A 15627-nucleotide genomic window follows, 5' to 3' on the forward strand; every position below is an offset into this window, starting at 1 on the left:
TTCAAGCATTCCAGGAAAAGTTGAACCCGGTTTTGCGTCCGGAAATGCTCCAAAACACTCTAACGGGTCAGCGCATCCAGCCGGTCGATATCGGCAGGTGAAAATACGGCAATACCGGCTTTTTCGAGCAGCGCCGCCGTAACCCCATTGCCCGCATGTTTGACGCCGGAAAACGAACCGTCATAGATTGCTACGGACCCACAGGACGGGCTGCCATCGATCAGAAGCGCATATGTGCAGCCATTGGCCCTGGCGAAGGCCAGCGCCCTTTCAGCACCTGCGATAAATTGCGCCGTGACATCGCCACCGGTCACTTCCAGCACGCGGGCGCGGCCCTCCAGCACATCGACACCGGAGGCACCATTTTCGATTTCCGCCGGCGGGCGCGGCACAGGCATGCCGCCCGCCATCTCCGGACAGATCGTGACCAGCCTGCCCTCGCTTCGCCAGCGGTCTATCGCCGGGTGGGCGAAGGGTTTGCCTCTGCCGTCATAGCGGACCGGTTGGCCGAGGAGGCAGGCGCTGATGAGGATTTTGGGGGTGTGGGTCAATGGGGTCATCCTGCAAGGTCGCGGGCGCAGCTTACCCCCTTCTGCCCTGCCGGGCATCTCCCCCTCAAGGGGGGAGATCGGCAAGGGGCATGCTCACCGCTCTTCCCTAGACGTTCAATGTGGCTGAGAGGTTGCCACGGGTCGATCTCCCCCCTTGAGGGGGAGATGTCCGGCAGGACAGAGGGGGTGAACCAAGAACGCTGACATACCTGGCTACCCCGAAACCCCTCACCCCGTAATCTTCGAGAAATCCGCAACCGTTCCGGTCGCTTCGCGAATAGCCTTCAACAGCGCCAGACGGTTGGCACGGATGGCCGCATCCTCGTCATTAACGAGCACATCCTCAAAGAACTTATCGACCGGCGCGCGAAGTGTGGAGAGCGCCTGCATGGCGGAGCGGAAATCCTCGCCCGCAACGGCCTTCGCAGCGTCGGCAGAAGCCGTCCTGATCGCCGCATAAAGCGCCTTTTCGGCATCGAGCTTCAACAGCTCTTCCGAAACGCCATCGGCCACCACGGTGCCCTTCTTTTCCTCTGCCGCCAGAAGCTGGGTGGCGCGCTTGGCGCCTGCCAGAAGGTTGCGGCCATCCTCGCCGGTGATGAAGGCGGTGAGCGCCTCGACACGGCGGGCGATCATCAGCAGATCGTCGGATTCCGGCGTCAAAACGGCGTCGATCAAATCGTAACGCGCGCCGAGGTCGCGGAGATAGACCTTCAGGCGATCATGGAAGAAGGAGAGAAGGTCCGGGTCCTTCGCAACGCTTAGCAGCGGAAGCCGCACGTTTTTCTCAAGCAGAATACGCACCACGCCCAGCGCCGCACGTCGCAGCGCAAAGGGATCCTTGGAGCCGGTCGGCTTCTCGTCGATGGCCCAGAAACCAACGAGTGTATCGAGCTTGTCGGCGAGAGCGACCGTGATCGCCACCTTGTCGGCCGGCAGGCGGTCCGAGGGGCCCTGCGGCTTGTAGTGGTCCTCGATGGCAGCGGCCACACTTTCGTTTTCACCCTGCAGCGTCGCATATTTGCGGCCCATAAGGCCCTGAAGCTCGGGGAATTCGCCGACGGCTTCGGTGCGCAGGTCGGCTTTCGCCAGAACAACAGCGCGGTCCACCAGATCGGAATCGGCGCCGACGACGGGGGCCAGCGCCTTCGCCAGTTCGCGAATACGCGCCACGCGCTCACCCTGCGTACCGAGCTTGGCATGGAAGGTGACGTTCAGCGCATCGAGCTTGGCCATGCGCTGGTCGAGCGGCTTCTTGAGATCGAGGCCAAATTTCGCAGCCGAATCTTTCAGCGTTTCCAGATCGGGCAGATCGCCCTGGTCGCGGCTCCAGAAGTGGCGGGCATCCGACAGGCGGGCGCGAACCACCTTGCCATTGCCATGGATGATTTCCTTGCCGCCATCGCTTGCCTCGATATTCGAGATCAGGATGAAGCGGTTGGAAAGACCCTCTTCCGCACCCTGATTGCGGGTGACGAAACACTTCTGGTTGGTCTTGATGGTGAGGCGGATGATTTCCGCCGGGATCTGCAGGTAATCTTCCTCGAAGGTGCCCATCAGAACCTGCGGCCATTCGACGAGGCCGGAGACTTCTTCCAGCAGGCCTTCATCTTCCACCAGTTCCAGACCGTTCGCGAAGGCCAGGTCCTTGGCATCGTGCAGGATGATATCCTTGCGGCGTTCGGCATCGAGAATGACCTTCGCCTTTTCAAGACTCGAGACATAATCCTCGAAACGGCGCACGGTGATCGGGCCGGGTGCATGGAAACGATGGCCATAGGTGACGTTGCCGGCGACGATGCCGTCGATGGCGAAAGGAATGACCTGCGTTTCGTCATGTTCGGGGCCGAACAGGCAGACGATGGATTGCAGCGGGCGCACCCAGCGCAGGCTTTCCGAACCCTTGCCTTCGATACCGGCATAGCTCGAACCCTTCGGCATGGAGGCGGGGCCGGAGCGCATGGATTTCGGCCAGGGGAAGGAGCGGATGATGCCAGGCATCACTTCCGCGATGATCTCTTCCGCCGGGCGGCCGGGCTTGTTGATGATGGCGATGTAGAAATCGCCCTTCTTCGGATCGGAAACGACCTGCGCTTCCGAGATGTCGTTGAGGCCGGCGCCGCGCAGAAAGCCCTCGATGGCCTTTTCATTGGCATCGGTGCGCGGGCCCTTCTTTTCCTCGCGCACATCGGCGGAGCGGGCGTTGAGGCCGCGAATATCCAGCGTCAGGCGGCGCGGCGTCCAATATTCGCGCGCACCCTCATAGGTCAGCCCTCTCTCCACCAAGGCATCGGTGACGAGTTTCTTCAGATCGCCCGCCGCCTTGCGCTGCATGCGGGCGGGGATTTCCTCGGAGCGGAGTTCAAGCAGAAGATCGGGCATGGGATCAGGACTTTATCTGTTGTCGGACGTTTGCGGTCGGCTTAGCAAGCAACGCGGCAAAAGTCACCAAGGCATTCGGTTAAATTACCGCCGGCGGGCGTTACCAGCCGCCGCCGCCGCCACCACCGCCGCCGGAGCCTGAAAAACCGCCGCCGCCACCGCCCGAAAAGCTGGAGCCGGAGGAGCTGACGGGCTGGGGAATGGTGGAGGCGATGGTATTGGCCATGGAGGTGGAAAAGCCGCCGATCCTGTCGCCAAAGGTTCCGTAATTGCTGCCCGCATACCAGCCGGGCGCATAACTTGCAGCAGCGGCACCGGCAGCGGCCGTTGCGAGCCAGGCCTCGAAGGTGCGGCTCCACGGTTTTTCGACGCCGAGCGCCACGGCATAGGGCAGCAACGTCTCGAAATGCTGCGGCGACATGGCGGGCGCACCAGCCATGTTCATCCGGTCTTTTTCCGCCAGCGTCAGATAGGTTCGGAGGCCCTCAATGCCATCCATCAGCTTGCGGCCGAGCGGCGTCGGCGCGCCCATCAGGAACAGGAACAGCGCGTTGGTGAGCACGATGCCGCCGATGGCCGCCAGCGCCAGCGACTTGGTGTCATGCGTCACATCCAGCAGGATTTGCGTGGCGATGCCGCCAATGGCCGAAAAGGCCACGAAACCGGCAAAAGCCAGCATGACGATACCGCCGATCCGCTTGCGCAGCGGTGCGCCGCGCGAGAACTGGCGGCCGATACCGATCGACAGGATGCTGAAGAAGAAGGCGAAAAAGCCGAAGACCAGCACGGCGGCAATGGCGCTTTCATCCAGATCGCCGAACACCAGCGTTGCCACGATGAGGGCGATGCTGAGGAAGATGCCGAACACGGTGTAACCGGCATTGCTGCGGTAATATTTGCCGCGATGTTCTTTCTCTATCGCCGCGCGGAACTGTTTTCCGACCTTTTCAACTTCCGTCCCATGGGCCTTGTCGATGGTCAAAGTCTCGCCCGGACTGCCGATGGAGGCAAGCAGCGTCTTCTGGCCGGTCGGCAGGTTGTCGGCCGTCGCCTTTTGCGTGCGGCGGATGACGATGGCGTTCTTCAAATCCTCCAGAACGACATAACCCTTCACCGCCAGATCAAGAGCCGAGGCAGAGAGCGCCGTCCAGCCGGCACCTGAAAACCCGCGATTATCGACATAGTTGACCAGAGCCGGCGAGAGCCCCTCCGGTGCATCCCAGCGCGGCACGACCACGCCCTTCGCCGGATCGCGGCCGACGGCGAACCAGGCGCGCAGGTAATAAAGCAGCACGGCGAAAAGCCCGCCGCCCGAAAGCAGGATGGCGAGATTATCCCGCAGCCACCAGCCCGCCTCCTGTGAGGTGTCTGGTGCGGCAATCGCGCCCTTGGGCAGCTTGACGGCGACCGTCATGCCCTCGCCAACCGTAAACGGGCGGGTGGAGGCGAAGAACACCTCGTTACCTTCGCTCAAGATGCGCGCATCCTTGCCCTTCGCGCCAAGCGGACCGGTAAAGACGGCCGTATCTGTCGCCCTGACGCCCTGCGGCAGCGTGATGGTGGCGGAAATCTCGCCCATGGGGAATTGCCAGCCATTGCCGGTGACGTTCCAGGTCAACTCATCATAATCGCTGAAATAGCGGATTTGCCGGGCGGTGGTATAGGTAATTTGGAAGATGTGCTCGCCGGTCGGCAGAAAACGGTCGGCGCTGCCGGTATAGATGCGGATGCCGCCATCGATATTCTCGGTGCGCCAGTTTTCCGGCGCGCCATCGCGCTCCACCGAAACGACGTTGAAATCCACCTTGGTGCGACGGTTATTCGCATCCAGCGCATAAAGCGGGAAATCGCGAAAGATGCCGCGTTTGATGTTCTGCCCTTCAGCGCGGGCGGTGATGGTTTCCGTCACCGTCAGCTTGCCATCCGCCGCCAGTTCGATGACGGAATGGTAGGAGCGGATGAATTCCTCCGCGAAGGCCGGGAAAGCCGCGCCCAGGAAGACGAACAGCGCGAGAAGTCTTGCGGCGATGGTCTTCACGGGCGGTCCCTCCTCAATGGCTCAGTGCTGCGGCTCGGCAGCGCTTTCCTTTTCGGTATAGTTGACGCCGAGCGAAGCAAGCGCCTTCCAGTAACCGGGATAGGTCTTGCCGACGCAGGCCGGATTCTGGATGGCAATACCGCCGACTTTCAGCGCCGCCAGCGCAAAGCTCATGGCGATGCGGTGGTCGGCAAAAGTATCGATGGAGGCCTTGACCGTCTGGCCTGCAAGGGCCGGATCGGCATGCACGATCAGGTCGTCGCCCTCTTCATGCGCAAGACCGTTACGGATTTCGTTGAGGCCGAGCGAGACGGCGCGGATACGGTCGCATTCCTTGACGCGCAGATTGGCGATGCCGACGAAACGCACCGGCGTCTCGTTGAAGGCGGCCAGAACCGCGATGGTCGGAATGGCGTCCTGCATCTGCGAGCCGTCGATTTCGGCGGGCAGGTGCGGAAACTTGGCCATGACATCATAGGCCTTGGCGTCCGGCTGGGTGAACTTATCGGCCGGCGTGCCGATATCGATCGCGCCGCCGGTCAGCAGTTCCGCACCCCAGAGATAGGTGGCGGCGGAGGCATCCGGCTCGATGTGGAAATCGGTCGCCGTGTAACCCGTCGGGTGCACGCGCCAGATGGCGTTGCTGACGCGCTCAATCTTCGCACCGAAAGCCTCCATGGCCGATGTGGTGAGATCGATATAACCCTTGGCGCCGATTTCCTCGCCCTGGAGGATGATATCGACAGGCTTGTCGCCGCAGGCGGCCGCCATCAGAAGCGCCGACACATATTGGCTGGAGAGGTTGGCATCGATGGTGACGCTGCCCTTCGGGAAACCCGTGCCCTTGCCGCAGACGGTGACGGGCGGGCAGCCGGTCGGCGCTTCCGCCTCGACACCGAGGGAGCGCAGGGCCTCCACCAGCGGCATGATCGGGCGTTTGCGCATATGCTCGTCGCCATCGATGATGACGGCGCCATCCACAAGTGCGGCAGCAGCGGTGAGGAAGCGTGTGGCGGTGCCGGCATTGCCGAGGAAAAGCGGCTTTTCCGGCTGCTGCAACACGCCAGTACCCTCCACGACGAAGGTGGTGGCGTCTGGCTCGGTGACCTTGACGCCCATCTCGCGCAGAGCTTCGGCCATATAAAGCGTGTCGTCGCTTTTCAGTGCGCCGGTCAGGCGGCTTTTGCCCTTGGCTAGACCGGCCAGGAGAAGCGCACGGTTGGTGATGGACTTGGAGCCGGGCGGCTCGACCTTGCCGGAAAGCGGGTGGTCGGGCGGGGTGATGGTCAGTTCGATCATGATTGTCGTCTTGTCAAAGAATGCAGCGAAGAGCCGGATTATCGGAATTTGAACGGGAGGTCTTAAGCCGCCGAGGGAACAGTGCGCTTAGAATTTCACAGTCGGCACGGCGCGGTCGGCCGGGTTGTCGATCTCGAAATACGGCGCCTTGGCAAAACCGAACTGGCCTGCGACCAGATTGGACGGGAAGCTCTCCACCTTGACGTTGAGGTCGCGGGCGGCGCCATTGTAATAACGGCGCGACATCTGGATTTCGCTTTCGATGGTTTCCAGCGAACGCTGCAATTCCAGAAAATTCGTATTGGCCTTGAGATCGGGATAGGCTTCGGCAAGCGCAAAGAGCTTGCCGAGCGCCTGCGACAGCAGCCCTTCCGCCTGCGCACGACCCTCGACATCGCCCGCCGGCACGGCCTGCGCCCGGTTGCGCATGGCAATCACCTCCTCGAAGGTGCTCTTTTCATGCGCCGCGTAACCCTTCACTGTCTCGATGAGATTGGGAATGAGATCAGCGCGGCGCTTCAGCTGCACGTCGATGCCCGACCACGCCTCTTCCTTCATCTGCCGCGCCTTGACCAGCCCGTTATAGATGAAGACGACATAGAGCGCGATTGCCGCGATGACTGCCAGCGTGATGAACATTCCCGACCCCTCCTCAAGAGGCGCGGACACCGTAGTGGCGTCCGCACGTTAGACTGTTGCCCCGCCTTACATAAACGTTCAGGCGGCCCTGTTCCAGTTCAGCCCGCCCGCATCCGTCAGCAGGAAGGCTTCGCCGCAGGCTTTCGCCAGCGTGCGCACGCGCAGGATATAGCTCTGGCGTTCCGTGACCGAAATTACGCCGCGTGCATCCAGAAGGTTGAAGACGTGGCTGGCCTTGATGCACTGGTCATAGGCCGGGAAAACGCATTTGTGCAGGCGCTGGTTGTCGTTGTCACCGGGCGCGCCGGCGGCGAGAAGCGCCTGGCATTCCTTTTCGGCGTCGATGAAATGGCGATGCAGCATGGCGGTGTCGGCAAATTCGAAGTTATGTCGGGAATATTCCTGCTCGGCCTGCAGGAAGACGTCACCATAGGAAATCTTCTCTTCGCCCTCGCGGCCGTTGAAGTTCAGGTCATAGACATTATCGACGCCCTGGACATACATGGCCAGACGCTCCAGACCATAGGTCAGCTCGCCCGCAACCGGCGAGCATTCGATGCCGCAGACCTGCTGGAAGTAAGTGAACTGCGATACTTCCATGCCGTCGCACCAGCACTCCCAGCCAAGGCCCCAGGCGCCGAGCGTCGGGCTTTCCCAGTCGTCTTCGACGAAGCGCACATCGTGCAGCAGAGGGTCGAGGCCGATGGCCTTCAGCGAACCCAGATAGAGTTCCTGCAGGTTCGAGGGGTTTGGTTTCAGGATCACCTGATACTGGTAATAATGCTGCAGACGATTGGGGTTCTCGCCGTAACGCCCATCGGACGGGCGGCGCGAGGGCTGCACGTAAGCGGCCTTCCATGGCTTTGGCCCGAGTGCCCGCAACGTCGTAGCCGGATGAAACGTACCCGCGCCCACTTCCATATCGTAGGGTTGCAGCACCGCGCAGCCCTTGTCGGCCCAGTAATTGTGCAGCGTCAGGATCAGCGCCTGAAAGGAACGCTTCGGGTTCATATGGTCGGGGACATCGGTCATTTCAGTCATCGCGGCGTTAGGAGGACAAGTAAGCATTGACTTACTTCGGATGCGGACTGGTGCCACGGCATGGCGTGAGGGTCAAGGTTTTATGCGTGGAGACGGGCGGTGAACGGGTTGACGATCTTCATTCGCCCTTCGACGGTGAGGCCATCCTGCATGTCTTCGGAGAGGAAAACATTGCTTTCCGCCTTCAGCGCTGCCGCCAGCATCAAGGCGTCGTAAAAAGCAACATTGTATCTCTGCACAAGATCAAGCGCGTCCATGTGCAGACCAACGTCCAGCGGCACAATCTGCGCCGCCGCCGTTCTGAAATCTTCCAAAGCGGAACGTATACCGCTCCATTCCATTCGCAATTTTTTACGCGCGACAACCGAAAACTCGTTAAGTGCCTGGACGCTGATAACGAATGGCTGCGATATTATCGTATTGGCCACCTCGGAGCGCGGGTCGGAGGTCGAAGCATAGACCAGAATATTGGTGTCAACGAAGGGCGCCTTGCTCAACGCTCATTAGCCTCGTCACGATCAAATTTATAGTCCGGCGGCAATGTCCATCGCAGGGAACGAATTTTTTCAAGCGCCTGTCGCCGCTCTTCGTCAGTCGTCGCGTTGACAACCGCATCGGTTGCAGCAACGACATCCACCTCGTCGCCTTCCTTGATATGCAAGGCTTCCGCGACATCCGCCGGGATGCGGACCGCAAGACTATCGCCCCATTTCGTGACACGCATGACAGCCTCCTTACTCGAAAGCGACTATAGCAAATTCTGCGTTACAGGAAAATTACGCCTCATCCTCGCGCTTCACGCGGTATTCGCCGGTTTCCGGGTCCTTGATCAGCGTGCCGATGGCGCCGGTCTCGCGTTGCTTCTCGCGCTGTTTCGATTTTGCCGAGAGCTTTTCCGCATCGCGGACGAAGCGGCGGTAAAGGATGACGGATCCCACCACCAGAAGAATAATTGTAATGAGCTGCGCCATAAGGCTTTATTCCTGAGACATCATAGACCGAAACGCGACCACAATGCCTTTTCTTCGGCAACCTCCGCAAGCCCTGATACCGCACCGGCGGCCAGCCTTTCGGCATTCACGTCCAGAGCAGCATTGACGCCCGGCACCTTTTTGCCGAACAGAGTGCGACCGCCACTGACGAGCTGCAGCTTGACCTTGGTGCCGTAACGGCGGCGAAGAACCTCACGCATGTCGCCCAGCCCGTCGATCAGGCCGAGGTCGAGGCCGCGCATGCCGGTCCAGAACAGGCCCGAGAAGATCGCCTCGTCGCCCTTCAGTTTCGAGCCGCGACGCATCTTGACCATATCAATGAAAACATTGTGGATTTCGACCTGAAGCGACTTCAGGTAATCGATATCGCCTTCCTTTTCCGGCTGGAAGGGATCGAGGATGACCTTGTTCTCGCCGGCCGTATAGACACGGCGCTCCACGCCGATCTTCTTCAGCATTTCCGGGAAACCGAAACCGCCGGAAACGACGCCGATCGAACCGACGATGGAGGTGGGATCGGCGATGATCTCGTCGCCGGCAAGCGCGATCATGTATCCGCCGGAGGCTGCAACGTCCTCCACGAAGATCAGGACCTTCTTTTCCTTTTCCTCGGCGAGCTGGCGGATGCGGTTATAGATCATCCGCGCCTGCACCGGCGAACCGCCGGGCGAGTTGAGCGAAATGGCGACAGCCGGGGCATCCTTGACGGCGAAGGCCTTTTCCAGAAGCGGCGCATAGGAGGCGAGATTGAGGGCGGGGCGGAACTGGTTGCCGCCGGCCATGATCGCACCGTGCATGCGCACCACCGGGATGACGAGCTCTTTTTTACGAAAGCGTTTCGGCACCAGATACTTCAGAAAACCCACTACTCAATCCTCGCAGCATTTATCCGTTCGTCAGGGATGTATGTATCGCCCCGGAAAACACAATGGTTTGCGGCCGGCGGAACGGCGATATTTATGACGCCGGCCGGATTGCCCTTACATTACGCGAATAGGCGGCGCGGCCATTGTTCAGGTCATCGACGAATGGGGTGAAGGCATGGCTGCCGGTCTCATGCATGATGAGCGGCGCACGGAAGGACAGCCGCGCCCGTGAACCTTTGATGGCGGTGACGAGCATGCGCACCGCATCCTCGCCAGGGCGCGGATGAATGAGGGTGATTTCGAGGCCGCCGAAACGGCTGCCGCAGGCGGCGATGATCTCCGCCACCGATTGCGGCCTTGAAATCAGGGAAAGCTGACCACCCGGCACCATGATCGCGCCTGCGGTCCTGATCCAGTCTTCGAACAGGCCATCGGTCATGGCATGCGCTTCGGCCTTCAGGGCATCCGGCGTGCGGCGGTCGCCCGCATCGTTATAGGGCGGGTTCATGATGACGTGATGGAAATGCTCGTCGGGCAACCCCGCTTCGGCGCGTGCTTTCGCCCGCAGCGTCACATCGGCTTCGCGCACGCTGACGCGCGCAGAAAAGGCAGCATTCTCAGGCAGTTCGAGGCTGCGTCGGGCAAATTGCGCCATTTCCGGCGAGCGTTCGTACAGCGTCACCTCGGCCTTTTCGAGCCGCGTCGCAACCGCCATGCCGGCGGCACCTGCGCCCGCGCCGAGATCGGCTATCCGGCAGGCACGCTCATCCGCCACCAATGACGCCAGAAGCATGGCGTCCATGCCGGCCCGGTGTCCCCTGCCCTTCGGCTGGATGACGTGAAACCGGCCCCGGTGAAAGGCGTCGATCGTTTCGGAAATGCCGTCGCCCACCGCCGTTCAAGCCTCTTCGTTGCGCAACTCGTCGCCGAGCCCGGCATCGATGAGAATGCGGCGGGCCTGATCGGCCCGATCTTCCTCCACCAGAAACCTTCGCGGCAAAAGACCGAGCGATCCTTCCAGAATGCTCATCGCCTGGTCGGCGATGAGGCAATGGATGCCGGCATCCTTCATCAGGCTTTCGGCGAAGGAGAGCAGCACGGCATCGTTGGTACGGATCAGTTCACGCATGGATAGACCTTAAATTCCCATCTTTTTGAATGGCTAGCGGCAATTCGCCCCTTGCCGCGCAAGGCGTCAGTTTTTATTGTCGAATTCAAATTCGAACTGGAGTCCTGTCCCTTGGGCGTCGTCATACCGCTTGAAGAAAGCAAAAACAAACTCGCATCCGTCAAGCCGCTTGTCGACCTGACCCGCCCCGATATGGAACGGGTGAACCAGCTTATCCTTTCCAAGGCCGGTTCCGATGTCCAGATGATACCCGAGGTGGCCAACCACCTCATCTCTTCCGGCGGCAAGCGCCTGCGGCCGATGCTGACGCTCGCCTCGGCCTCGATGTTCGGTTACGAGGGCGACAACCACATCAAGCTCGCCACCAGCGTCGAATTCATGCACACGGCAACGCTTCTGCATGACGATGTGGTGGATGAAAGCGATCTGCGCCGCGGCAAATCCACCGCCCGCACCATCTGGGGCAACCAGGCGAGCGTTCTCGTCGGCGACTTCCTGCTCGGCCAGGCCTTCCGCATGATGGTGGATGTCGGCTCGCTCGATGCGCTCGACGTGCTGTCCACCGCCGCCTCGGTGATCGCCGAGGGCGAGGTGCTGCAGCTTTCTGTCGCCAAGAACATGGAAACGACGGAAGACGATTATCTGCAGGTGATTCGCGCCAAGACGGCCGCCCTTTTCGCGGCGGCGGCGGAAGTCGGCCCCATCGTCGCCAAGACCGACAAGGCGACCCGCAGCGCGCTGAAATCCTACGGCATGAATCTCGGCCTCGCCTTCCAGCTCGTTGACGACGTGCTGGACTACGGTGGAAAATCCGCCGATCTCGGCAAGAATACCGGCGACGATTTCCGCGAAGGCAAGATCACCCTGCCGGTCATCCTCTCCTATCGTCGCGGCACGCAGGATGAGCGCGCCTTCTGGCGCAAGGCCATCGAGAAGGGTGAAAGCAGCGACGAGAACCTTGAAAAGGCGCTGGGCCTGATCACCAAATACAACGGTCTTGGCGATACGATCGGCCGCGCCACGCACTACGGCACCATCGCCCGCGATGCGCTCGCACCGCTGCCGCAGAGCCCCTGGAAAGATGCGCTTCTGGAAGTGATCGACTTCTGCATCGAGCGTCTGAACTGACGCTAGAGGCCGGGCGAAAGGCGGATGGAAAAGACCATCCGCCCAATGTTCCGGGCCAGCTTCTCCGCAAGGCGTGATTGTGGCCGGGGCCATAATTTCTTGCGGGGCTGCTTCAAAAAAGCCATTCTATCGTGACCAACAATGGAAACTGATTTTTCCGTGCTTCTGCACAAAGGCAAAGGTTCCCTCATGCGGCGTAAACCAGCACTCCGTCTTCTCTGCAGCGCGGCTCTTGCCGCTGCTCTCGCAATCGGCGCGGGTGCAAGCCCCGGCTTTGCGGAGACGAAGGCGACACCGGAAGACAAGGCCGTCACGTTCGATCCCGGCAAGGTGAACACCTTCTCCGGCGCCTTCCTCGCCGGGCGCAATGCCGATGTCGATCAGGATTATCCCACCGCGATTTCGCTTTACAATAAGGCGCTGGAATTCGATCCGGCCAATACGGAAATCCGTCAGCGGCTGATGATCGCCGAACTTCTGAGCGGCAATTTCGAGGCCGGCGCCAAGATCGCCGATTCGATGAAGGACGACACCTCGGTGGAACGCGTGACGACCATCGTGCGCGGTCTCGACGCCATCAAGGATAAAGAATTCGCCAAGGCCGAGAAGATCCTGAAATATACCGGCCCGAACGATCTCGACCGCATGGTCAACACGCTTTTGACCGCCTGGGCGCGCGCCGGTTCCGGCAAGCCGAAGGAAGCGCTGGCGCTGGTCAACAATATGAAGGGCCCGGGCTGGATTTCGATCTTCCAGAAATACAATGCGGCGGCCATCGCCCTTGTTTCCGGCAACAATGAAGCCGCCCGCAAAAGCTTGAACGAAGCGGTGACGGACCGCGAAGGCGGGGCAACCGCCTCCGATACCTATATGCGCGCTGTGATGGCGCTTGCCCGGCTGGAGGCTTCCGCCGGCAACAAGCAAAAGGCGCTGGATGCGATTGCAGTCGGAGACACGTTCGCACCGAATTACGCGCCGCTAAAGGCGCTTCGCCAGTCCATCGAAAACGGTGAAAAGCCGGAACAGCAGATCACAAATGCGGTTGAAGGTGCCGCCAGCGTCATGTTCTCCATCGCCGGCGCGCTGAACCGCGAAGGCGCCGAAGAGATCGTGACGCTTTATCTGCAGACGTCGCGCGCGCTCGATCCGAAGAGCCCGGATACGCTCATCCTTCTCGGCGGCCTTTCCGAAGCGCTGAAACAGCCTGACCGCGCCATTGCCTTCTACCGCGAGGTGCCGAAGGATTCGCCGATGTATCGCATTTCCGAGCTGCAGCTCGGACTGACGCTTGCGCAGACCGGCAAGGTGGATGAGGCGCGCAAGCACCTCAAATCCCTGCTCGAATCCGATCCGAAGGACATTCGTTCCTATCTCGCCTACGGCAGCGTGCTTTCGGACGCCAAGGACTACAAGGCGATGGCCGAGAACTACGACAAGGCCATCGAGGTCATCGGCTCCGTGCCGCAGAAATCCGACTGGTCCGTTTTCTTCCAGCGCGGCATCGCCTATGAGCGACTGAAGGAATGGGGCAAGGCCGAACCGAATTTCAAGCGGGCGCTGGAGCTGAACCCGGAACAGCCGCAGGTTCTGAACTATCTGGGCTATTCCTGGGTGGACAAGGGCATCAATCTCGATGAAGGCATGAAGATGATCAGCCGCGCCGTCGAGCTTCGGCCGAATGACGGCTACATCGTCGACTCGCTCGGCTGGGCGCATTATCGCCTCGGAGCTTTCGATGAGGCCGTGACCGAGCTGGAGCGGGCAATCGAACTGAAAGCCGGCGATCCGACCATCAACGACCATCTGGGTGACGCCTACTGGCGGGTCGGCCGCAAGATCGAGGCGGTCTATCAGTGGAACCGCGCATTGATCGGCGACAGCGACGACGTGGACAAGGCCAAGGTGAAGGAAAAGATCGCCAACGGCCTGCCGCCGGTGGAAAAGGACGCCGAAAATACCGCCAAGAAGGAAGTCGCGCCGGTGCCGCCGGCTCCTCCGGCGCCGGCACCGGCTGCCACTCCGGACAAGAAATCCTGACGCCGCATGCGCGGGCATGACGTTTCCGGGGCCACCGAGACCATCGAGGCGGCCCCGGCCAAGATCAATCTGGCGCTGCATGTGACCGGCCAGCGAGCGGATGGGTATCACCTGCTCGAAACGCTGGTGACCTTTACCGAAGCCGGCGACACGATCCATATTCGCGACGCCGATGCCGACAGTTTCTCCATCTCAGGCCCTTTCGGCGATCTTTTGCGCGCGGGCGATGGCGGCGATAACCTCGTCACCCGCGCTAAGGACCTGTTGCGCGATGCGCTTGCATCGACAGGTCAGCCAGCCCCCCCGGTTGCCATTCATCTTGAAAAGAACCTGCCGGTGGCTTCCGGTATCGGCGGCGGCTCTGCGGATGCGGCGGCGACGCTTCGGGGCCTTTTGCGGCACTGGCGTGCCGGGATCGTACCGGATGCGCTTGCATCCATGGCGCTGACGCTCGGGGCGGATGTGCCGATGTGCCTTGAGAGCCGATCCCTGATCGCGCGCGGCATCGGCGAGGACATCGAACCGGTCACCGATCTGCCAGAACTGGTGATGGTTCTCGCCAATCCGCTGAAGGCGGTCTCGACGCCGGAGATTTTCCGGCGATTGCAGACCAAGACCAATGCGCCCCTGCCCGCCTCTGCGACAATCGGCTGGATGGATTTTCTCGCCCAAAGCCGTAACGATCTGCAACCGTCGGCGCAGGCGCTTCTGCCGGAAATCGGGGAAATCATTGGGTTGCTGTCGCAGGAAGGTGCTGCGCTTGTGCGCATGTCCGGCTCGGGGGCAACCTGTTTCGGGATTTTTCATTCCCTTGAAGCGGCCAGTAAAGCGGAAACATCGCTTCGGAAGAAACGCCCCGGCTGGTATTTTCAGGCGACGCGGACCATTTGAAGATTAGAGCGGCGGGCCCGCCGCTCCCAGTTTTGTTCGAGCATCGGATTTTCCGAAAACCGCAATACACTTTTCGGTCCGATGCTCCCGGCATTCGAGGATAAGGCCATGGCAGGCGAAAGACCCTTCATTCCCCTTGGCATTGCGGTTTTGACCGTTTCGGACAGCCGCACGCTGGAGAACGACAAATCCGGCGATACGCTTGTCGCAAGGCTGGAGGAAGCGGGCCACAGGCTCGCGGCCCGCGCCATCGTGCCTGATGACAAAGCAGCGATTGCCGGTACCGTGCGCGACTGGACGCTCGCTGAAGGCGTGGATGTGGTCATCACCACCGGCGGCACCGGTTTTACCGGCCGCGATGTGACGCCCGAAGCGCTGGAGCCTCTGTTCGAAAAGCGAATGGATGGGTTTTCCGCCCTCTTCCACCGCATCTCCTATGACAAGATCGGCACCGCCACCATCCAGTCACGCGCGACCGGCGGCGTGGCGAACGCGACCTTCATCTTCGTGCTGCCCGGCTCGCCGGGTGCGTGCAAGGATGCGTGGGACGGTATTCTGAAAGCCCAGCTCGATTATCGCCACCTGCCCTGCAATTTCGTGGAGATTATGCCGAGGCTCGACGAGCATTTGAAGC

At 61.0% G+C, this 15627-nt stretch carries 16 protein-coding genes; 4 read left to right on the forward strand and 12 right to left on the reverse strand.

Annotation, left to right across the window (positions count from 1 at the left end; genetic code table 11):
* Nucleotides 1-59 precede the first annotated feature (59 nt).
* The 12 genes from RAC79_RS07850 to RAC79_RS07905 all read right to left on the reverse strand — a co-directional run bounded on the left by RAC79_RS07850 (nt 60) and on the right by RAC79_RS07905 (nt 10937).
* Entirely contained in the window at nt 60-551 is a 492-nt protein-coding gene (locus tag RAC79_RS07850; RefSeq protein WP_174038814.1) for a DUF523 domain-containing protein, read from the reverse strand.
* A gap of 228 nt (nt 552-779) precedes the next feature.
* Complete coding sequence (gene glyS, locus RAC79_RS07855; protein ID WP_174038813.1) at nt 780-2933, reverse strand: glycine--tRNA ligase subunit beta; 2154 nt, start codon at nt 2931-2933, stop codon at nt 780-782.
* 100 nt (nt 2934-3033) lie between these two features.
* Nucleotides 3034-4971, reverse strand: coding sequence for a DUF2207 domain-containing protein (locus RAC79_RS07860; protein WP_174043951.1), 1938 nt, complete (start codon nt 4969-4971; stop codon nt 3034-3036).
* Between the two features lie 21 nt (nt 4972-4992).
* Nucleotides 4993-6270 (reverse strand): 3-phosphoshikimate 1-carboxyvinyltransferase, encoded by a 1278-nt coding sequence (gene aroA / locus RAC79_RS07865; RefSeq protein ID WP_374996962.1) that lies wholly within the window; start codon nt 6268-6270, stop codon nt 4993-4995.
* An 87-nt stretch (nt 6271-6357) separates the two neighbouring features.
* Entirely contained in the window at nt 6358-6909 is a 552-nt protein-coding gene (locus RAC79_RS07870) for a LemA family protein (protein ID WP_065654406.1), read from the reverse strand.
* Nucleotides 6910-6987: 78 nt separating this feature from the next.
* Nucleotides 6988-7920: a glycine--tRNA ligase subunit alpha gene (locus RAC79_RS07875; protein ID WP_006699475.1), complete on the reverse strand. Its 933-nt coding sequence runs from the start codon at nt 7918-7920 to the stop codon at nt 6988-6990.
* A gap of 110 nt (nt 7921-8030) precedes the next feature.
* Complete coding sequence (locus tag RAC79_RS07880; RefSeq protein WP_065654407.1) at nt 8031-8447, reverse strand: PIN domain-containing protein; 417 nt, start codon at nt 8445-8447, stop codon at nt 8031-8033.
* Entirely contained in the window at nt 8444-8674 is a 231-nt protein-coding gene (locus RAC79_RS07885; protein ID WP_065654408.1) for an AbrB/MazE/SpoVT family DNA-binding domain-containing protein, read from the reverse strand. Before RAC79_RS07885 ends, RAC79_RS07880 begins: the two co-directional genes overlap by 4 nt.
* A gap of 52 nt (nt 8675-8726) precedes the next feature.
* Nucleotides 8727-8921 carry an NfeD family protein gene (locus RAC79_RS07890; RefSeq protein ID WP_142844010.1) on the reverse strand — a complete coding sequence of 65 codons (195 nt, stop codon included), beginning with the start codon at nt 8919-8921 and terminating at the stop codon, nt 8727-8729.
* 20 nt (nt 8922-8941) lie between these two features.
* Entirely contained in the window at nt 8942-9808 is an 867-nt protein-coding gene (locus RAC79_RS07895) for a S49 family peptidase (protein ID WP_161987679.1), read from the reverse strand.
* A 91-nt stretch (nt 9809-9899) separates the two neighbouring features.
* Nucleotides 9900-10700 (reverse strand): tRNA1(Val) (adenine(37)-N6)-methyltransferase, encoded by an 801-nt coding sequence (locus RAC79_RS07900; RefSeq protein WP_065654410.1) that lies wholly within the window; start codon nt 10698-10700, stop codon nt 9900-9902.
* 6 nt (nt 10701-10706) lie between these two features.
* On the reverse strand, nt 10707-10937 hold the full coding sequence (locus tag RAC79_RS07905) for a DUF2007 domain-containing protein (protein WP_003503261.1): 231 nt from the start codon (nt 10935-10937) through the stop codon (nt 10707-10709).
* Nucleotides 10938-11048: 111 nt separating this feature from the next.
* On the opposite strand from RAC79_RS07905, the gene RAC79_RS07910 reads away from it, so the two are divergent.
* From RAC79_RS07910 to moaB, 4 genes are all read left to right on the forward strand, one after another.
* The gene (locus RAC79_RS07910; RefSeq protein ID WP_080856960.1) at nt 11049-12065 is read left to right on the forward strand and encodes a polyprenyl synthetase family protein; all 1017 of its coding nucleotides are present in this window, start codon (nt 11049-11051) and stop codon (nt 12063-12065) included.
* Nucleotides 12066-12206: 141 nt separating this feature from the next.
* The gene (locus RAC79_RS07915; protein ID WP_374996963.1) at nt 12207-14102 is read left to right on the forward strand and encodes a tetratricopeptide repeat protein; all 1896 of its coding nucleotides are present in this window, start codon (nt 12207-12209) and stop codon (nt 14100-14102) included.
* Nucleotides 14103-14108: 6 nt separating this feature from the next.
* A complete protein-coding gene (locus tag RAC79_RS07920; RefSeq protein ID WP_374996964.1) occupies nt 14109-14993 on the forward strand; it encodes a 4-(cytidine 5'-diphospho)-2-C-methyl-D-erythritol kinase in 885 nt (294 codons plus the stop codon).
* Nucleotides 14994-15101: 108 nt separating this feature from the next.
* Nucleotides 15102-15627: molybdenum cofactor biosynthesis protein B (gene moaB, locus RAC79_RS07925; RefSeq protein WP_374996965.1), on the forward strand; the 526-nt coding region annotated here is incomplete at its 3' end.

Source organism: Agrobacterium sp. LR_9 (genome assembly GCF_041954855.1).
GTDB classification, from domain to species: Bacteria; Pseudomonadota; Alphaproteobacteria; order Rhizobiales; family Rhizobiaceae; genus Agrobacterium; species Agrobacterium leguminum.